Raw genomic sequence first — 19,849 nt, 5'->3', positions numbered from 1 at the left:
GGCCTGGCTCGTCCGTCCGGCCGCCCGCCCGGGGGCCCGGCCTGCCCGGGAGGGGCCCGGTGGAGCGGGGTCGGTTCGCCGCAGCGGGCTCAGCGGCCCGGCGGGGCCGAACGGCCCTGTAGATTCGTCCCACCGCACCCGTTTGCCGCAAGGAGCCCCAACATGACCCAGCGCACCCTCGTCATCCTCAAGCCCGACGCCGTCCGTCGCGGCCTGATCGGCGAGATCATCGGCCGCATCGAGCGGAAGGCCGGCTGGACCATTCCCGCACTGGAGCTGCGCACGCTGGACCAGGACACCCTGGAGGCCCACTACGGCGAGCACAAGGGCAAGCCGTTCTACGAGCCCCTGATGGGCTTCATGGCGAGCGGCCCCGTCGTCGTCCTGGTGGTGGAAGGGGAACGCGCGATCGAGGGTGTCCGCCAGTTGGCCGGACCCACCGACCCGATCGCCGCGGCGCCCGGCTCCATCCGGGGGGACTTCGGCAGCATCGTGCGCGAGAACCTCATCCACGCCTCGGACTCCGAGGAGTCCGCCGAGCGCGAGCTGAAGCTGTTCTTCCCCGCTCTCTGAGCCTCCTTTCCTGACGAGACATCAGCCGAATAGCGCTCTCGACCTGGGGCGACCGAAGTAATTTCGGTCGCCCTTCGGTATTTCGGGGCGGAAGCGGGAACGCCTGGGCAAGACCCGTCGTCACACCTAAGGGGGCGGGTTTCCGACCCGGCGGGATTGCCGGGGTCCCGTCGCGCGGTCTGCGTACTTGCGGCACTACGATGGGGCCTCCACCCACACACCCACCTCGCCGACCTGACAGCAGCCGCTATCAACTGGAAGGCCAGACGCTCCTCATGGGGAACAAGGGGAACAACATGTCGTTCATCGGCCGTGACATGGCGATCGACCTCGGGACCGCCAACACGCTGGTGTACGTGAGGGGCCGGGGGATCGTCCTGAACGAGCCGTCCGTGGTCGCCATCAACACGAACACCGGCGGCATCCTGGCGGTCGGCTCCGAGGCGAAGAAGATGATCGGGCGCACGCCCGGCAACATCGTCGCCGTACGGCCCCTCAAGGACGGCGTGATCGCCGACTTCGAGATCACGGAGCGGATGCTCCGCTACTTCATCCTCAAGATCCACAAGCGCCGCTACCTGGCTCGTCCGCGCGTCGTGGTCTGCGTACCCTCCGGCATCACCGGAGTCGAGCGGCGCGCCGTCATCGAGGCGTCCACGCAGGCCGGCGCCCGCCAGGTGCACATCATCGAAGAGCCCATGGCCGCCGCCATCGGCTCGGGCCTGCCCGTCCACGAGGCCACCGGCAACATGGTCGTGGACATCGGCGGCGGCACCACCGAGGTGGCCGTCATCTCCCTCGGCGGAATCGTCACGGCACAGTCCATCAGGGTGGCCGGCGACGAGCTCGACAACGCGATCATCCAGCACATCAAGAAGGAGTACTCGCTCCTCCTCGGTGAGCGGACCGCGGAGCAAATCAAGATCACCATCGGGTCGGCGTACGACCTCGACAAGGACGAGCACACCGAGATCCGCGGCCGCGACCTGGTCTCCGGCCTGCCCAAGACCGTGGTCATCTCGGCCGCCGAGGTCCGCAAGGCCATCGAGGAGCCCGTCAACGCCATCGTCGACGCCGTCAAGACCACCCTGGACAAGTGCCCGCCGGAACTCTCCGGCGACATCATGGACCGGGGCATCGTCCTGACCGGCGGAGGCGCCCTGCTGCGCGGGCTCGACGAGCGGCTGCGCCGCGAGACGGGCATGCCGATCCACATCGCCGAGGACCCGCTCGACTCCGTGGCGCTCGGTTCCGGCAAGTGCGTCGAGGAGTTCGAGGCACTCCAGCAGGTCCTGGACGCCCAGCCCCGTCGCTGACCCGTCGCGGAAACAACCCCTCCCCTGCCGGAGGGAGCATGCGGAACACACAGGGATCCGCCGTACGGGTGCTACCGGGCCCGTGCGGCGGATCGTTGATATACAGGCAAAAGAGAATTCCGACGAGGAAGGCACGGCCGCCGCACGTGAGGGACACACGAGAGAGCCGGCTGCTCCTGGTGCTTCTGATCGCCATCGCGTTCGCACTGATCACGGTGGACATCAGGGCAGGCGAGGAGTCACCGGTCGACGGTGCCCGACAGGCCGCCGCGGCGGTCTTCGGACCCGTCGAAAAGGGCGTGGCGACGGCCGTCGACCCGGTCGCCAACGCCATAGGGGCCGTAAGGGACTCCGGGAGCCGCCACAACCGCATCGCCACGCTGGAGCGGGAGAACGCGGCCCTGAAGGCCAAGCTCGGAAGCGACGACCAGACCCGCAGCCGCATCCGCGAACTCGACGAGATGCTCAAGCGCGCCGGCGCCGGACAGTACGGCATCAAGGGCGCCGAGGTCATCGCCATAGGAGCGGCCCAGGGCTTCTCCTGGACCGTCACCATCGACGCCGGCAGCAAGGACGGCATCGAGCGCGACATGACCGTCCTCAACGGGGACGGCCTCGTCGGCCGCGTCACCACCGTCGGCCCCGACACCGCCACCGTCGTCCTCGCCAACGACCCCGACTTCACCGTCGGCACCCGCCTGGAGAAGACCGGCGAACTCGGCTTCGCCACCGGCCAGGGCGACCGCGCCCTGTCCGTCCAGATGCTCAACGGCAAGGCCAAGGTCGGCCCCGGCGACCGACTCGTCACCTTCGGCTCGCGCGGCAACAAGCCCTTCGTGCCCGGCGTGCCGATCGGCGAGGTCGTCAAGGTCGACGACGCCCGCGGCGACCTGACGCGCACCGTCTGGGTGCGTCCGTTCGTCGGCTTCTCGCGCCTGGACATCGTCGGCGTCGTCGTGATGCCGCCCCGCGAGGACCCGCGCGACGCCGTCCTGCCGCCCAAGCCCGAAGCCCCCAAGCCCACCCCGACCGTCACCGTCACGGTCACCCCGTCGGCGAACGCCACCGGCAAGCCGGCCGACGAGTAGGAGCAGCCCCCATGCCCTTCAACCGGATCCTGCTCTCCGCCACCCTCGTCGTGGTGGCCCTCGTCGTCCAGGTCTCCGTCCTGGGCCGGCTCCAACTGCCCGGCGCCGTACCCGACCTGATGCTGCTCACCGTCGTCTCCCTCGCACTCGTGTACGGGCACGTCAGCGGTGCGCTCATCGGCTTCACCGCGGGCCTCCTCGCCGACCTCGCCCCGCCCGCCGACCACGCCGCCGGGCGGTACGCGCTCGTCCTGTGCGTCATCGGCTACCTGGTCGGCCTGGTCCGCCCCGACAGCGGCCGGTTCCGCTCGGCCTGGGGCCCCATGCTCACCGTCGTGGCCGCCGCGATCGGCTCCACCCTGCTCTACGCGGGCGTCGGCGCCCTCGTCGGCGACACCGCCGCCCGCCACGTGGGCCTGGTCGGGCTGCTGTTCACCGCGACCCTCTACGACCTGCTCCTCGCGCCCTTCACGGTGCCGTTCGTCATGGCGCTGGCCCGGCGCGCCGAGAGCGACCCGATGGCCGTCGAGGCCGGCGGCGGTCCCGCCAACAAGGCCGCCGACGTCTCCGCCGGCTGGCTGGCCGGCGGCACCGGCCTGCGCATCGGCAGCCAGCGCGGCGGCCTGCGCCTGAAGACCGCGCGCTTCCGCGCCGACAAGGCCGTCCGCATAAAGGGAGTCAAGGCGGCCAAGGGCGTGAAGAGCATCAAAAAGCTGTAGGGAGGAGCAGGCGTGACGAACGTTCCCGAGACCGGCCGCACCTCCCGGGTGCAGATCCGGCTCATCATGGTCCAAGTGCTCGTCTTCTCCATGTTCATCACCCTCGGCGGACGCCTCTGGTACCTCCAGATCCGCAACGGCGACGAGTACTACCACGAGGCGAAGAGCAACCACGTGCAGCGGGTCGTCCGGCCCGCCGTACGCGGACAGGTCCTCGACGCCCGCGGGGTCGCGCTCGCCGACAACGAGACCCGCCTGGTCGTCTCGGCCAGCCGCACCGCCCTGATGAAGATGCAGGACAAGGGCAAGGGCGTCATGACCCGCCTCGCCGGTGTCCTCGACATGACCCCCAAGGCGGTCATGGACAAGGTCCGGCTCTGCGACTCCAAGACGCCCAAGCCCTGCTGGAACGGTTCCCCCTACCAGCCGATCCCCGTCACCCTCGAAGCCACCACCCAGCAGGCCCTGACGATCCGCGAACGCCCCGAGGACTTCCCCGGCATCACCGCCGAACCCACCGCCGTGCGCCGCTACCCGGCGCCCGGCGGGGCCCGCACCTCCCAGGTGCTCGGCTACCTCTCGCCCGTCACCGACGACGAGATCCAGAAGGCCAAGGACACCGACTCGCCCCACCTGCGCTCCGACCAGGTCGGGCGCTCCGGCATCGAACGCACCTACGACCGACAGCTGCGCGGCAAGGCGATGGTCACCTCCTACGAGGTCGACAACCTCGGCCGGGTCATGCACCAGACCCAGTCCGACAACGGCGTCCCCGGCTCCACCCTCGTCACCAGCATCGACGCCCGGGTCCAGGCCGTCGCCGAATACGAGCTCCAGCAGGCGATGAAGACCGTCCGCCACGAGGTCGACAACATCACCAACCGCCCGTACGAGGCCGACTCGGGCGCCGTCGTCGTCATGGAGGCCAAGACCGGCCGCGTCGTCGCCATGGCCTCCCAGCCCGACTACGACCCCAACGCCTGGGTCGGCGGCATCAACGCCAAGGACTACGCCAACCTCACCAGCAAGAGCTCCAACTACCCGCTCCTCAACCGGGCCATCCAGGGCCAGGCCCCCGCCGGCTCCATCTTCAAGGTGGTCTCCGCGAGCGCGGCCGTACGCGCCGGCTACGACTTCGACGGCAAGTACAACTGCAGCGCCTCCTACGACATGGGCGGCCGCAGCTTCGCGAACTTCGAGTCCAAGGGCCACGGGCCCATCACCCTCGGCGAGGCCCTCAAGTTCTCCTGCAACACCGTCTTCTACGCCCTCGGGCACAAGGAATGGAAGAAGGACGGCGGCCTGACCCCCAAGAAGGACGCCCACGACTGGTTCTACCGGACCGCCCGCGAATTCGGACTCGGTGCCGAGACCCACATCGACCTGCCGAACGAGGTCACCGGCCGCATCCCCGACCGCCAGTGGAAGCAGAACTTCTGGAAGGCCAACAAGGGCGCCTGGTGCAAGCAGGGCAAGAAGGGCGGCACCTACGTCGAGCAGATCGCGTACGAGAGCTGCCTCGAAGGCAACCAGCTGAAGGCCTACGACAGCATCAACTTCGCCATCGGCCAGGGCGACGTACTCGTCACCCCCATCCAGATGGCCACCGCCTACGCCGCCATCAGCAACGGCGGCACCCTCTACAACCCCACCGTCGGCAAGGCCGTGATCAGCGCCAACGGCAAGCACGTCGAGATGATCCAGCCCCAGTCCCACGGCCGGCTGCCGATCGGTGCGAAGACCATCGCCGACCTCGACAAGGGCCTGCGCATGGTCGTCGAGCCCGGCGGCACCGCCGCCTGGCGGTTCACCGGCTGGCCCATGGACAAGATCCCGATGCACGCCAAGACCGGCACCGCCCAGGTCTACGGCAAGCAGACCACCTCCTGGCTGGCGACCTACACCAAGGACTTCGTCATCGTCATGACGATCTCCCAGGGCGGCACCGGCTCCGGAGCCTCCGGACCCGCCGTCCGCAACCTCTACAACGCCATCTACGGCCTCGACATGGAGGGCAAGCAGGACCTGAAGAAGGCCCTTCTGCTCCAGCCCGAGGCCAAACTGCCCAAGATCCGCCCCGACGGCTCCATCGACGCCCCCGAGATCCGGCCGTACGTGCCGCCGTCCCCGGAGGTACCGGAACCGCCCGCACTCGCCGGGCCGCCTGCCGCGCGCCCCGCGCGGCACGACTGAGGACCGAAAGACATGCACACCGCCAACAAGTTCTCCGTCTCGCGGTACGCGCCCGAGCGCGGGGCGCTGGCCAAGCTCACCGCCCGCGACTCCGTGGTGCGCCGGCTCGACTGGCCGATACTCCTGTCCGCCGTCGCCCTGTCCTTCATCGGCGCGCTCCTGGTGTGGTCGGCGACCCGCAACAGGACCACGCTGAACCAGGGCGACCCGTACTACTTCCTGGCCCGGCACGCCTTGAACACCGGCATCGGCCTCGTGCTGATGATCGGCACGATCTGGCTCGGCCACCGCACCCTGCGCGGCGCCGTGCCGATCCTGTACGGGATCTCGCTCGTGCTGATCCTCGCCGTGCTCACCCCGCTCGGCGCCACCATCAACGGCGCCCACGCGTGGATCGTCATCGGCGGCGGCTTCTCCCTCCAGCCCTCCGAGTTCGTGAAGATCACGATCATCCTGGTCATGGCGGTACTGCTGGCCGCCCGGGTGGACGCGGGCGACCTCGTCCACCCCGACCACCGCACCGTCGTCAAGGCGCTCTGCCTGGCCGCCGCCCCGATGGGCATCGTCATGCTGATGCCCGACCTCGGCTCCGTGATGGTCATGGTCGTCATCGTGCTCGGCGTCCTGCTCGCCTCCGGCGCCTCCAACCGCTGGGTGCTCGGCCTCATCGGCGCCGGCGCGGCCGGGGCCATCCTGATCTGGCAGCTCGGCGTCCTCGACGAGTACCAGATCAACCGCTTCGCGGCCTTCGCCAACCCCGAGCTCGACCCCGCGGGCGTCGGCTACAACACCAACCAGGCGCGCATCGCGATCGGCTCCGGCGGACTGATGGGATCCGGGCTCTTCAAGGGCTCGCAGACCACCGGCCAGTTCGTCCCCGAGCAGCAGACCGACTTCGTCTTCACCGTCGCGGGGGAGGAGCTGGGATTCGTCGGGGCAGGACTGATCCTCGTACTCCTCGGCATCATCCTCTGGCGGGCCTGCATGATCGCCCGCGAGACCACCGAGCTGTACGGGACGATCGTCTGCGCCGGGATCATCGCCTGGTTCGCCTTCCAGTCCTTCGAGAACATCGGCATGACCCTCGGGATCATGCCCGTGGCCGGACTCCCACTGCCGTTCGTCTCCTACGGAGGGTCCTCGATGTTCGCGGTCTGGGTGGCCATCGGACTCCTCCAATCGATCAAGGTGCAACGACCCCTGTCGGCGTGATCCGGCCTGATCGGTCCGGATCCGGACCGATCCGGGCCGGATGTCGCCCGAATCCGCCGTTCACCCTGCCGACGTGATCCGTTCAGGACTACCGTCGATCCATGGCGGACACGAAGCGCGAGATCGAGCGGAAATTCGAGTTTTCCAAGGCCAAGAGCGCCCGGCGCGGGGTGCCGGACCTGACGGGGACGGCCGCCATCGCGGCCGTCACCGACCAGGGCACCGTCGACCTCGACGCCGTCTACTACGACACCCCCGACCAGCGGCTCGCCGCCGACGGGCTCACCCTGCGCCGCCGCACCGGTGGCGCCGACGAGGGCTGGCACCTCAAACTGCCCGTCTCCCCGGGCGTCCGCGACGAGATCGGCGCCCCCCTCGGCGACACCGTCCCGCGCCCCCTCGCGGCCCTCCTGCGCTCCCGCGTACGCGACTCCGACCTCGAACCGCAGGTCAGACTCCTCTCCTCGCGCAAGGTCAGCCACCTCCTCGACGCCGACGGGGCCCTCCTCGCCGAACTCAGCACCGACCAGGTCCGCGCCGAGCGCGGCGAGGCCACCGCCGCCTGGACCGAGGTCGAGGTGGAACTCGCCGACGGCATCGACCCCGCCCTCCTCGACGCCGTCGAGGAAACCTTCCGCAAGGGCGGCCTGAAGGTCTCCGACGCCCCCTCGAAGCTCTCCCGCGCCCTCACCGAGACCGGCACCGCACCCCCGTCCCGGCCCGACGCGGGCACCCCCGGCGACGACACGGCGGGCGCGCACCTGCTCGCGTACCTGCGCGAACAGCGCGACGCCCTGATCGCCCAGGACCCGGCCGTCCGCAGGAACCTCCCGGACTCCGTCCACCAGATGCGCGTCGCCTCCCGCCGCATGCGCAGCGCCTTCAAGACCCACCGCAAGGTCCTCGACCGCGCCGTCACCGACCCCATCGGCGAGGAACTGCGCTGGCTCGCCGGCGAACTGGGCGTCGACCGCGACCAGGAAGTACTGCTGGAGCGCATCCGCACCCACCTCGACGAGCTCCCGCGCACCCTCCAGCTCGGCCCCGTCCGCGCCCGGCTGCGCGTGTGGAACACCGCCCGCCGCTCGGCATCGCGCCGCCGCGCCGTCGCCGTGCTCGACACCCCGCGCTACCTGGCCCTGCTCGACGCGGTGGACGCCCTGCTGGCCGAGCCGCCCCTGCGCAAGGCCGCCGCCGACCCCGCCCGCACGGTCTTTCCGAAGGCGATCCTGCGCGACTACGAACGCCTCGCCGGCCGGGTCGACTCCGCCCTCGCCCTGGAGCCCGGGCACGAACGGGACCTCGCCCTGCACGAGGCCCGCAAGGCCGCCAAGCGCGCCCGCTACGCGGCGGAGGCCGCGGTACCCGCCCTCGGCAAACCGGCCGAGCGCATGGCCAAGGCCGTCAAGAAGGTCCAGGGCCTGCTCGGCGACCACCAGGACGGCGTGGTGGCCCGCGAAGCCCTGCGCGGCATCGGCGCCCAGGCGGCGGGCGGCGGCGAGTCGGCCTTCACCTGGGGCGTTCTGTACGCCCGCGAGGAAACCCTGGCCGAGCGGCGGGAGCGGGAACTCGTCGACGTGTGGGCCGCCGCCTCGAAGCCGGGGCTGCGGGCCGCCCTGAGGTGATCATGTGAGTGGGGGCGGTCGGGGCTCGGGGTACGCTAGATAGCTGCCCCCTGCCCGCTTCACGAAAGTCGCGTGATGGCCGAGTCGGTCTTCCCTCAGCTTGAGGCCCTGCTTCCGCATGTGCAGAAGCCCATCCAGTACGTCGGCGGTGAGCTCAACTCCACCGTGAAGCCGTGGGAGTCCTGCGACGTCCGCTGGGCTCTCATGTACCCGGACGCGTACGAAGTCGGGCTGCCCAACCAGGGCGTCATGATCCTCTACGAAGTGCTGAACGAGCGCGAGGGCGTGCTCGCCGAGCGCACCTACAGCGTCTGGCCCGACCTCGAAGAACTGATGCGCAAGCACGACGTGCCGCAGTTCACCGTGGACAGCCACCGCCCCGTCTCGGCCTTCGACGTGTTCGGCCTGTCCTTCTCCACGGAGCTGGGCTACACGAACATGCTCGCGGCCCTGGACCTGGCGGGCATCCCGCTGGAGGCCAGGAACCGCACGGTCGACCACCCGATCGTCCTCGCGGGCGGCCACGCGGCCTTCAACCCCGAGCCGATCGCGGAGTTCATCGACTGCGCGGTCATCGGCGACGGCGAGCAGGCCGTCCTCGACATGACCGAGATCATCCGCACGTGGAAGGCCGAGGGCCGTCCGGGCGGGCGCGAAGAGGTCCTCTTCCGCCTGGCCAAGACCGGCCAGGTCTACGTGCCGGGCTTCTACGACGTCGACTACCTCCCGGACGGCCGCATCGCGCGCGTCGCCCCGAACAAGTCCGGCGTCCCCTACCGCGTGTCCAAGCACACGGTCATGGACCTCGACGAGTGGCCGTACCCCAAGCAGCCGCTCGTCCCGCTCGCCGAGACCGTCCACGAGCGGATGTCCGTGGAGATCTTCCGCGGTTGCACCCGCGGCTGCCGTTTCTGCCAGGCCGGCATGATCACGCGCCCCGTGCGGGAGCGAAGCATCACCGGCATCGGCGAGATGGTGGAGAAGGGCCTGAAGGCCACCGGCTTCGAAGAAGTCGGCCTGCTCTCCCTCTCCTCCGCGGACCACACCGAGATCGCGGACATCGCCAAGGGCCTCGCGGACCGCTACACGGACGACAAGGTGGGCCTGTCCCTCCCGTCGACCCGCGTGGACGCGTTCAACGTGGACCTGGCCAACGAACTGACCCGCAACGGCCGCCGGTCGGGCCTCACCTTCGCCCCCGAGGGCGGCTCCGAGCGCATGCGCAAGGTCATCAACAAGATGGTCTCGGAAGAGGACCTGATCCGCACCGTCTCCACCGCGTACGGCAACGGCTGGCGCCAGGTGAAGCTGTACTTCATGTGCGGTCTGCCGACCGAGACCGACGAGGACGTGCTCCAGATCGGCGACATGGCGGTCAACGTCATCGCCAAGGGCCGCGAGGTCTCGGGCCAGAACGACATCCGCTGCACCGTCTCCATCGGCGGCTTCGTCCCCAAGCCGCACACCCCCTTCCAGTGGGCCCCGCAGCTGTCGGCCGAGGAGACGGACGCCCGCCTGGGCAAGCTCCGCGACAAGATCCGCGGCGACAAGAAGTACGGCCGCTCCATCGGCTTCCGCTACCACGACGGCAAGCCGGGCATCGTCGAGGGCCTGCTCTCCCGCGGTGACCGCCGCATCGGCGACGTGATCCGCGCGGTGTACGAGTCGGGCGGCCGCTTCGACGGCTGGCGCGAGCACTTCTCGTACGACCGCTGGATGGAGGCGGCGGAGAAGACGCTGCCCGCGTACGGCGTGGACGTGGCCTGGTACACGACGCGCGAGCGCACCTACGAGGAGGTCCTGCCCTGGGACCACCTGGACTCCGGTCTCGACAAGGACTGGCTCTGGGAGGACTGGCAGGACGCCCTCGACGAGACCGAGGTCGACGACTGCCGCTGGACCCCGTGCTTCGACTGTGGCGTCTGTCCTCAGATGCAGACCGAGATCCAGATCGGCCCCACCGGCAAGAAGCTGCTGCCGCTGTCGGTCGTGAAGTAACCCTTGGGTCACGACAGGCCCCCGCCCGCAACGGGTGGGGGCCTTCGTCGTGTCCCTGGTGGCATGGACACGGACAAGCAGCACCCCGCCGGCGGCGCTGACGGTGGTGACGGGTGCCTGGTGGGCGTCATCAGGGTCCCCGTGAAGATCGTCGCCGTACTCGTCGTGTTGCCCGTACGAGTGGTTTGGGAACTGCTCGTCGCCCTGGGCCGGGCCCTGCACCGGCACGTGCTCGGGCCGCTGTACGTCCACGTCGTCGAGCCGGCGTTCCGGGCGGTGGGATGGCTGCTGGGCACCCTGCTCAAGCTGGTTTTCGTCTGGCCGTGGGTCGGGCTGTGGCGGTACGCGCTCGTGCCCGTCGGGCGGGGCGTCGCGTGGCTGGGGCGGGCCGTGTACGAGCACGTGCTCGCGCCGATCGGTCGGATCCTGGTCGCCTACGTGTTCCGACCGCTCGGCGAAGCCCTGGCGTGGGCGGGCCGTGGCGGGCTGAAGTACCTGCTCTCCCCGCTCGCCAAGGGGGGCATCTGGGTCGGGTGGGCCCTGGGCATGACCCTGTTCGTGTGGCCGTGGGTCGCGCTGTGGCGGTACGTGCTCGTGCCGGTCGGACAGGGCGTCGGATGGCTGGCCGCGGTCGTGTACCGGTACACGCTGACGCCGGTCGGGCGGGGTTTCGTGTGGTTGGTGGGGGCGGTCCACCGGTATGTGCTGACGCCGGTCGGGCAGGGTTTCGTGTGGTTGGTGGGGGCGGTCCACCGGTATGTGCTGACGCCCGTCGGGCAGGGCTTCGTGTGGCTCGTGGGGGCGGTTTACGAGTACGTGTTGACGCCGGTCGGGCGGGGTTTCGTGTGGCTGGTGGGGGCGGTCCACGGGTATGTGTTGACGCCCCTCGGGCACGGGCTCGTGTGGCTCGTCGTGGCAGTGTTCCGGTACGGCCTGCGGCCCCTCGGGCTGGGGGTCGCGTGGCTCGTGGTGGCGCTGTGGCGGTACGGGCTGCGGCCGGTGGGGATCGCCGTCGGGTGGGTGGCCGGCTTCCTGTACCGGTACGTGCTCACACCGCTCGGGCAGCTGCTCGCGTGGGCCTGGCACGTGGCCGGGGTGATCGTCGGTGCGCTGTGGCGCGGGCTCAAGTGGGCCGGCTGGGTGCTGGTCGGATGGCCCGCGTCCTGGGCGTACCGGCACGTGCTCACCCCCGTCGGGCACGCCGCGCGCGAGGTGTGGCGGACCGGGCGGGAGGCGGTGCGCGAGGCGCGGGCCGCCGTCCGTCAGGCGCTCTTCGGTACTCCTCCCCGGGAACCGGCGAGGTCACGGGCGCGTACTCTGGGTAGTACGACAGCCGCCGACGCGGCACCCGCTGCCGAGATCTCCCTGAGCAAACGCCAGGGGTGAGCCGCAGCGGGTCGACAGACCTCAGGGCGACGCGCGAGCCGCGGAGCCCCGCACAAGGAGAAGAACCACTGGGCAAGCGACAGCCCGAAGGCCCGCCCCCCGCACCGGTGGTGCAGCGCATCCGACTGCGCTACACCAAGCGCGGCCGCCTCCGGTTCACCAGCCACCGTGACTTCCAGCGCGCGTTCGAGCGGGCCCTGCGCCGCGCCGAGGTGCCGATGGCGTACTCGGCCGGCTTCACCCCGCACCCCCGCGTCTCGTACGCGAACGCCGCGCCCACCGGCACCGGCAGCGAGGCCGAGTACCTGGAGATCGGCCTCGCCGCGCCCCGCGACCCCGAGAAGCTCCGTGAGCTGCTCGACGAATCGATGCCCGTCGGCCTCGACATCATCGAAGCCGTCGAGGCCCGTACCTCCGGCCTCGCCGACCGGCTGACCGCCTCCGTGTGGGAGCTGCGCCTGGACGGCGTGGAGCCCGCCGACGCCGAGCGGGCCGTGGAGGTCTTCCTCGCAGCCGAGACGGTGGAGGTGCAGCGACGTACCAAGAACGGCATGCGCACTTTCGACACCCGTGGTGCCGTGGTGAGCCTTGAAGCGCTTCCTGCCGCTGGTGATAGGCCCGTGGACAATGCCTGTGCGATACTGCGGCTGGTTGTTCGGCATTTGACACCTGCCGTGCGACCCGACGACGTCCTGTCCGGTCTCCGAGCTGTGGCCGACCTGGCGCCGCCGGTCCCCTCTGCGGTGACCAGGCTGGCGCAGGGGCTCTTCGACGAGGAGTCCGGCACGGTGACCGACCCGCTCGCGCCCGACCGCGAGGCTGTCACGGCCGCCCCACCCACGGCCGCCGTAGCCGCCGACGCGAAGGCGCCGGAAGGTCCCGCCGCGTAAGGATCGTCGTCGTAGCGCAGCCCTGGTACTCGGGAGCCACCTGGGTCGGGCCGCGCACTGACCTGAAGACTTCCGCCAGGCCGTACGGAGAACACGTGCGGAACCGGCGGCCATGAACTGAGCTCCCGTGTGGCGAACGCGCCCCGGAGGCCGGCTCCGCGCACGTCGCGCGGGGCCGTGCCGGACCGGATGTCAGCCGCGGCGCCCGGGAGCGTGACGGGAGAACCGCCCGCAATGCTCAACAACGAAAACGACACCACCAACAACAGCCCGAGCGACAACCTGCCCCCGCGCAGGCGTCGCCGCGCCGCTTCCCGGCCCGCCGGTCCGCCCGGCGGTGCCGCCGAGACGACCCCGGTGACCGAGGCCGCCCCGGCCGCAGCCGCCCCCGAGGCCGCTGCGGACGCCGCCCCCGCCCCCCGCGCCCGCCGCCGTGCCACCCGCGCCGTTGCCGCGCCGGTGGCCGAGGCCGCGCCGATCGTGGTGGAGGAGCCGGCCGCCGTCGTCGCCGAGGAGCCCGCCGCTCCCGCGCCGCGCACCCGTCGCCGTGCCACCCGCGCCGCCACCGCGCCCGAGGCCCCGGCCGCTCCCGCCGCCGAGGCCGCGCCCGTGGTCGAGGAGGAGGCTCCGGCCGCTCCCGCCCCCCGCGCCCGCCGCCGTGCGACCCGCGCCGTGACCGCGCCGGCCGCCGAGGCCGCCCCGGCCGTGGAGACCGCCCCCGCCGTCGTGGAGGAGCCGGCCGCCGTCGTCGCCGAGGAGCCCGCCGCTCCCGCGCCGCGCACCCGCCGTCGTGCCACCCGCGCCGCCACCGCCCCGGTCGCCCCGGTCGTGGAGGCCGTCGAGGTCGAAGAGCCCGCCGTCGAGGAGGCTCCGGCCGCCGTCGTCGCCGAGGAGCCTGCCGCTCCGGCCCCGCGCGCCCGTCGCCGTGCGACCCGCGCCGCCACCGCGCCGGAGGCCCCGGCCGCTCCCGCCGCCGAGGTCGAGGTCGAGCCCGTCGCGGAGGAGGCCCCCAAGGCCGCCGCCCGGACCTTCACCGTCGCCGACGCGCTGGACTCCCCGAAGCGCGGCGGCCGTCGTCGCGCCACCCGCTCCACCACCGCGGCCGCCCCCGCGCAGCCAGCCGCCCCCGCGCAGCCGGTCGCCGAGAGCGCCGAGCCCGCCGCTCCGAACCGGGCGTCCCGCCGTGCCGCGCGTCCCGCCGTGGCCACCTTCCAGGCCCCGGTCTTCGCCGAGCCGATGTTCCAGACGCCGGAGACCGCCGCCATGGCCGCGGCCGCCGCGCGTGCCGCCGCCCCGGCCGAGGAGGTCGAGGAGGACGAGGAGCTCGAAGCCGAGGCCGTCGTCGCCGAGGCCCCCGCCGCCCCGCAGCCGGCCGGCCGTCGCCGCCGCCGCGGCCGTGGCGCCGCCGAGGCCGCGCCCGTCGCCGAGGCCGGCCCGGTCTCCGTCGCCGACGTGCTCGCCGAGGAGGAGCCGGAAGCGGAGCTGGAGGAAGAGGCCGCCGAGTTCGACGAGGGCGACGAGTCGGGCGAGCGCCCGTCGCGCCGTCGCCGTCGCGGTGGCCGTCGCCGTCGCCGCGGTGAGGCCGCGGAGCTCGACGAGGCCGCCGAGGAAGAGGCCGAGGCCGCCGAGCAGGAGGCCGAGGGCGAGGAGGAGGGCGCCGAGTTCGACGAGGCCGACGAGGCCGCTCTCGGTTCCAGCTCCAGCCGTCGCCGTCGTCGCCGTCGCCGTCGCAGCGGTGAGCCCGCCGACGTCACCGGCGAAGCGGCCGACGAGGAGGGCGTGCGCACCGTCGTCAAGGTCCGCGAGCCCCGCCCGGCCCGCAAGGAGGCCGAGCCGTCCGACGAGGTCCAGTCCATCAAGGGCTCGACCCGTCTGGAGGCGAAGAAGCAGCGCCGCCGCGAGGGTCGCGAGCAGGGCCGTCGCCGCGTGCCGATCATCACGGAGGCCGAGTTCCTGGCCCGCCGCGAGGCCGTCGAGCGCGTGATGGTCGTCCGCCAGTCCGGTGAGCGCACCCAGATCGGCGTCCTGGAAGACAACGTGCTCGTCGAGCACTACGTCAACAAGGAAGAGGCCACTTCGTACGTCGGCAACGTCTACCTGGGCAAGGTCCAGAACGTGCTGCCGTCCATGGAGGCCGCCTTCATCGACATCGGCAAGGGCCGCAACGCCGTCCTGTACGCCGGTGAGGTCAACTTCGAGGCGCTCGGCATGGCCAACGGGCCGCGCCGCATCGAGTCCGCCCTGAAGTCCGGCCAGTCCGTGCTGGTCCAGGTCACCAAGGACCCGATCGGCCACAAGGGCGCCCGCCTGACCTCGCAGGTCTCGCTGCCCGGCCGCTACCTGGTCTACGTGCCCGAGGGCTCGATGACCGGCATCAGCCGCAAGCTGCCCGACACCGAGCGCGCGCGCCTGAAGACCATCCTCAAGAAGATCGTCCCCGAGGACGCGGGCGTCATCGTGCGCACCGCCGCCGAGGGCGCGAGCGAGGACGAGCTGCGCCGCGACGTCGAGCGTCTGCAGGCCCAGTGGGAGGACATCCAGAAGAAGTCGAAGCAGATCTCGACCTCTTCCCCGAGCCTCCTGTACGGCGAGCCGGACATGACCGTCCGCGTCGTGCGCGACATCTTCAACGAGGACTTCTCGAAGGTCATCGTCAGCGGTGACGGCGCCTGGGAGACCATCCACGGTTACGTCTCGCACGTGGCCCCGGACCTGGCCGACCGGCTGTCGCGCTGGACCTCCGAGGTGGACGTCTTCGCGACGTACCGGATCGACGAGCAGCTCGCCAAGGCGCTCGACCGCAAGGTGTGGCTGCCCTCGGGCGGTTCCCTCGTGATCGACAAGACCGAGGCGATGATCGTCATCGACGTCAACACCGGCAAGTTCACCGGTCAGGGCGGCAACCTCGAAGAGACGGTCACCAGGAACAACCTGGAGGCGGCCGAGGAGATCGTGCGCCAGCTGCGGCTGCGCGACCTCGGCGGCATCGTCGTCATCGACTTCATCGACATGGTCCTGGAGTCCAACCGCGACCTGGTCCTGCGGCGCATGCTGGAGTGCCTGGGCCGTGACCGTACGAAGCACCAGGTCGCCGAGGTGACCTCGCTGGGCCTGGTCCAGATGACCCGCAAGCGGGTGGGCCAGGGTCTGCTGGAGTCCTTCTCCGAGACCTGCGTCCACTGCAACGGCCGCGGTGTGATCGTGCACATGGAGAGCCCGACCTCGATCGGCGGCGGTGGCAACGGCGGCAAGCGCGCCAAGCGCCGCGGCGGCCGGGCGGAGTCCGACCACCACGAGCACGAGCACGAGGCCGCCCTGACCGTCGAGGCGGAGGTCTTCGAGACCGAGGCCGAGGTGGCCGCGGAGATCGCGGCGCCGGTGGCGCTGCCCGAGCCGGAGTTCGTCGCGGGCGAGGAGCTGTACGGCAGCCCGGCCGAGGCCGAGGCCGCCGCGGGTCTGAGCGGCCGTCGCAACCGGCGCCGTGCCACCCGCAAGGCGACCGCTCCTGCGGGTGCCCCGCGCGGTGCGGCCGTCCAGGCCCCGGCCCCCGTGGTCGAGGCCGAGCCGGTGACCGAGCCCGCCGACACCGTGCCGGCGCCCGCCGCCGAGGTCGTCGCCCAGGTCGAGGACGTGGCCGAGGTCCCGGTCGAGGTCGTCGCGGAGCCGGTGGCGGAGGAGGCCCCCAAGGGTCGGACCCGTCGCCGTGCGACCCGTAAGGCCACCGCCCCGGCGGGTGCCCCGGCCCCCGCGGCCGAGGTGGCCCCGGAGCCCGAGCCGGCGCCGGTCGTCGAGGCCGTGGTCGAGGCCCCGGTCGAGGCCGTCGTCGAGCCGGAGCCGGTCGTCGAGCCCGTGGTCGAAGCCGAGCCCGTGGTCGAGGCCGCGCCGGCCCGTCCGCGCCGCCGTGCCACCCGCAAGGCCACCGCACCCGCCGGTTCCCCGGCGGGCGCGACCGAGGCCGCCGTGGTGGTCGTCGAGGCCCCGGTGACCGAGGCGCAGCCGGAGCCGGAGGCCCCGGTCGAGGAGGCCGCCCCGGCGAAGAAGGCCGCCAAGAAGGCTCCGGCCAAGAAGGCGACCGCGGCGAAGAAGGCCACCACCGCCAAGAAGGCGACGGCGGCCAAGAAGACCGTGGCCAAGAAGGCGGCCACGACGAAGAAGACCGTGGCGAAGCGGGCGACGAAGAAGACCGCGGCGGCCGAGCAGCAGACGCCGCCGTCCGTCTCGGCTCCGACCGAAGCCTGACCTGCGGTTCCTGCTCCATCCGGCCCCGCCCGGCACCGAAAGGTGCCGGGCGGGGCCGTTTTCGGCGGGTGGGGGGATGGGCTGACGGCCGCGCTCGGACCCGCACACCGCCGTCGCCGTCTCGGCAGGACACTCCGCCGAGTAGCGGCACAGGTGCCGTGAGTGGGTTTCACGGCACGAAGGACCCCGGTTTGACCTCGTCGAGCCGGGGCCCGTAATCTTGACCGTCGGCGTGTCTTAGACGTGCCGCGCTCCTGAGCACCTTCCTCCAGGCTCTGCCCGGAGAGGCCGCTCGTCCATTCCGGATCAGTTCGGGCCCCGGCCCGCCTGAGCGGCTGGCTTCAGGAGCATCCGTCCCGAGTGAGAGAGAGATCCGCGTGTACGCCATCGTGCGCAGCGGTGGTCGCCAGCACAAGGTTGCTGTCGGCGACATCGTTGAGGTTGACAAGATTTCCACTGCCAAGGTTGGCGACACGGTCGAGCTCTCGACCCTGCTCGTTGTCGACGGCGACGCCGTGACCAGCGACCCGTGGGTCCTGGCCGGCATCAAGGTCACGGCCGAGGTCGTGGACCACCACAAGGGCGCCAAGATCGACATCCTGCGCTACAAGAACAAGACCGGCTACCGCCGTCGCCAGGGTCACCGCCAGCAGTACACGGCGATCAAGGTCACCGGTATCCCCGCGGCTGCGAAGTAAGAGGGACTGAGACATGGCACACAAGAAGGGCGCATCGTCCACCCGGAACGGGCGCGACTCCAATGCCCAGCGGCTCGGCGTGAAGCGCTTCGGCGGTCAGGTCGTTTCCGCCGGCGAGATCCTCGTCCGCCAGCGCGGCACCCACTTCCACCCGGGTTCGGGTGTCGGTCGTGGTGGCGACGACACGCTGTTCGCGCTGCAGGCCGGTTCGGTCCAGTTCGGCACGCACCGTGGCCGCAAGGTCGTGAACATCGTTCCGGCCGCCTGATCCAGCTTCTGCTGATCGAGCGTTCGTAACATCCCGAGGGCGGATCTCAGCTCTTTCCGGCGTCAGCCGGGAAGAGAGGTCCGCCCTCGGCGCGTTGTCACTGAGACACGCCCCGCCCCACCCGGGCACGTTTAATGGGCAGCAAGGTCTGCCACCGGACATTCCGGACCATCCCCGCTGTATCTGGAGGAACAACCATGACCACCTTCGTGGACCGCGTCGAGCTGCACGTCGCCGCGGGTAACGGAGGCCACGGCTGCGCCTCCGTTCACCGGGAGAAGTTCAAGCCGCTCGGCGGCCCCGACGGCGGCAACGGCGGCCGTGGCGGTGACGTGATCCTGGTGGTGGAGCAGGCGATCACCACCCTGCTCGACTACCACCACAGCCCGCACCGCAAGGCCACCAACGGCAAGCCCGGCGAGGGCGGCAACCGCTCCGGCAAGGACGGCCAGGACCTGATCCTGCCCGTGCCGGACGGCACCGTCGTCCTCGACAAGGAGGGCAACGTCCTCGCCGACCTCGTCGGCCAGGGCACCACCTACGTCGCCGCCGAAGGCGGCCGCGGCGGTCTCGGCAACGCCGCGCTCGCCTCCGCCCGCCGCAAGGCCCCCGGCTTCGCGCTCCTCGGCGTCCCCGGCACCACCGGCGACATCGTCCTGGAGCTCAAGACCGTCGCCGACGTGGCGCTGGTCGGCTTCCCGAGCGCCGGCAAGTCCTCGCTGATCTCGGTGCTCTCCGCCGCCAAGCCGAAGATCGCGGACTACCCGTTCACGACGCTGGTCCCGAACCTGGGCGTCGTCACCGCCGGCTCGACGGTCTACACGATCGCCGACGTCCCCGGCCTGATCCCCGGCGCCAGCCAGGGCAAGGGCCTCGGTCTGGAGTTCCTGCGCCACGTCGAGCGCTGCTCCGTGCTGGTGCACGTCCTGGACACCGCCACCCTGGAGTCCGACCGCGACCCGGTCGCCGACCTCGACGTCATCGAGGAAGAGCTCAAGATCTACGGCGGCGGCCTGGAGAAGCGCCCGCGCCTGGTGGTGCTCAACAAGGTCGACATCCCCGACGGCCAGGACCTCGCCGAGATGGTCCGCCCGGACCTGGAGGCCCGCGGCTACAAGGTCTTCGAGGTCTCCGCGGTCGCCCGCACCGGCCTGAAGGAGCTCTCCTACTTCCTCGCCGAGGTCGTCGCCAAGGCCCGCGCCCGCAAGCCCAAGCAGGAGGCGACCCGTATCGTCATCCGCCCGAAGGCCGTGGACGACGCCGGCTTCACCGTCGCCTACGACGAGGTCGAGGACGTGTACGTGGTGCGCGGCGAGAAGCCGGAGCGCTGGGTCCGCCAGACCGACTTCAACAACGACGAGGCCGTCGGTTACCTCGCCGACCGCCTCAACCGCCTCGGTGTCGAGGACGCGCTGAGGAAGGCCGGCGCCCGCGCCGGCGACGGCGTGGCCATCGGCTCCGACGACAACGCGGTCGTCTTCGACTGGGAGCCGACCATGATGGCCGGCGCCGAGATGCTGGGCCGCCGCGGCGAGGACCACCGCATGGAGGCTCCGCGCCCGGCCACGCAGCGCCGCAAGGAGAAGGAAGCCAAGCGCGGGGACACGGCGCAGCAGGAGTACGACGAGTTCAGGCCGTTCTGAG

14 protein-coding genes are annotated in these 19,849 nt (G+C 71.4%); all 14 read left to right on the top strand.

The genetic code is table 11. The features are described from left to right. Window positions 1-162: 162 nt before the first annotated feature. Window positions 163-573 carry a nucleoside-diphosphate kinase gene (ndk, locus tag ACFYYJ_RS13835; RefSeq protein WP_384588392.1) on the top strand — a complete coding sequence of 137 codons (411 nt, stop codon included), beginning with the start codon at window positions 163-165 and terminating at the stop codon, window positions 571-573. A 296-nt stretch (window positions 574-869) separates the two neighbouring features. Next, a complete protein-coding gene (locus ACFYYJ_RS13830; RefSeq protein WP_008738981.1) occupies window positions 870-1,889 on the top strand; it encodes a rod shape-determining protein in 1,020 nt (339 codons plus the stop codon). A gap of 146 nt (window positions 1,890-2,035) precedes the next feature. Further along, window positions 2,036-2,977, top strand: a complete 942-nt coding sequence (gene mreC / locus ACFYYJ_RS13825) for a rod shape-determining protein MreC (RefSeq protein ID WP_376661165.1) — start codon at window positions 2,036-2,038, stop codon at window positions 2,975-2,977. Between the two features lie 11 nt (window positions 2,978-2,988). Then, window positions 2,989-3,696, top strand: a complete 708-nt coding sequence (gene mreD, locus ACFYYJ_RS13820) for a rod shape-determining protein MreD (RefSeq protein WP_385363565.1) — start codon at window positions 2,989-2,991, stop codon at window positions 3,694-3,696. 12 nt (window positions 3,697-3,708) lie between these two features. Beyond that, complete coding sequence (gene mrdA / locus ACFYYJ_RS13815; protein ID WP_385122520.1) at window positions 3,709-5,889, top strand: penicillin-binding protein 2; 2,181 nt, start codon at window positions 3,709-3,711, stop codon at window positions 5,887-5,889. A gap of 12 nt (window positions 5,890-5,901) precedes the next feature. Then, window positions 5,902-7,101, top strand: coding sequence for a rod shape-determining protein RodA (rodA, locus tag ACFYYJ_RS13810; RefSeq protein ID WP_385122518.1), 1,200 nt, complete (start codon window positions 5,902-5,904; stop codon window positions 7,099-7,101). A 101-nt stretch (window positions 7,102-7,202) separates the two neighbouring features. Further along, a complete protein-coding gene (locus ACFYYJ_RS13805) occupies window positions 7,203-8,726 on the top strand; it encodes a CHAD domain-containing protein (protein ID WP_385122515.1) in 1,524 nt (507 codons plus the stop codon). 72 nt (window positions 8,727-8,798) lie between these two features. Beyond that, window positions 8,799-10,724: a TIGR03960 family B12-binding radical SAM protein gene (locus tag ACFYYJ_RS13800; RefSeq protein WP_385122513.1), complete on the top strand. Its 1,926-nt coding sequence runs from the start codon at window positions 8,799-8,801 to the stop codon at window positions 10,722-10,724. Between the two features lie 63 nt (window positions 10,725-10,787). Further along, window positions 10,788-12,110, top strand: a complete 1,323-nt coding sequence (locus ACFYYJ_RS13795; RefSeq protein WP_389131920.1) for a hypothetical protein — start codon at window positions 10,788-10,790, stop codon at window positions 12,108-12,110. 110 nt (window positions 12,111-12,220) lie between these two features. After that, the gene (locus ACFYYJ_RS13790) at window positions 12,221-13,000 is read left to right on the top strand and encodes a TIGR03936 family radical SAM-associated protein (protein WP_385122689.1); all 780 of its coding nucleotides are present in this window, start codon (window positions 12,221-12,223) and stop codon (window positions 12,998-13,000) included. 234 nt (window positions 13,001-13,234) lie between these two features. Then, window positions 13,235-17,239 carry a ribonuclease E/G gene (locus tag ACFYYJ_RS13785; RefSeq protein WP_389131916.1) on the top strand — a complete coding sequence of 1,335 codons (4,005 nt, stop codon included), beginning with the start codon at window positions 13,235-13,237 and terminating at the stop codon, window positions 17,237-17,239. A 377-nt stretch (window positions 17,240-17,616) separates the two neighbouring features. Beyond that, the gene (gene rplU / locus ACFYYJ_RS13780) at window positions 17,617-17,937 is read left to right on the top strand and encodes a 50S ribosomal protein L21 (RefSeq protein ID WP_015033583.1); all 321 of its coding nucleotides are present in this window, start codon (window positions 17,617-17,619) and stop codon (window positions 17,935-17,937) included. A 13-nt stretch (window positions 17,938-17,950) separates the two neighbouring features. Then, window positions 17,951-18,205 carry a 50S ribosomal protein L27 gene (rpmA, locus tag ACFYYJ_RS13775; protein WP_030840805.1) on the top strand — a complete coding sequence of 85 codons (255 nt, stop codon included), beginning with the start codon at window positions 17,951-17,953 and terminating at the stop codon, window positions 18,203-18,205. A gap of 197 nt (window positions 18,206-18,402) precedes the next feature. Continuing rightward, window positions 18,403-19,848 carry a GTPase ObgE gene (gene obgE, locus ACFYYJ_RS13770; RefSeq protein WP_385366623.1) on the top strand — a complete coding sequence of 482 codons (1,446 nt, stop codon included), beginning with the start codon at window positions 18,403-18,405 and terminating at the stop codon, window positions 19,846-19,848. Window position 19,849: the final 1 nt, after the last annotated feature.

Source organism: Streptomyces sp. NPDC002467, from assembly GCF_042889825.1.
GTDB lineage: Bacteria > Actinomycetota > Actinomycetes > Streptomycetales > Streptomycetaceae > Streptomyces.
This window is presented reverse-complemented; position numbering and strand designations above follow the sequence as displayed.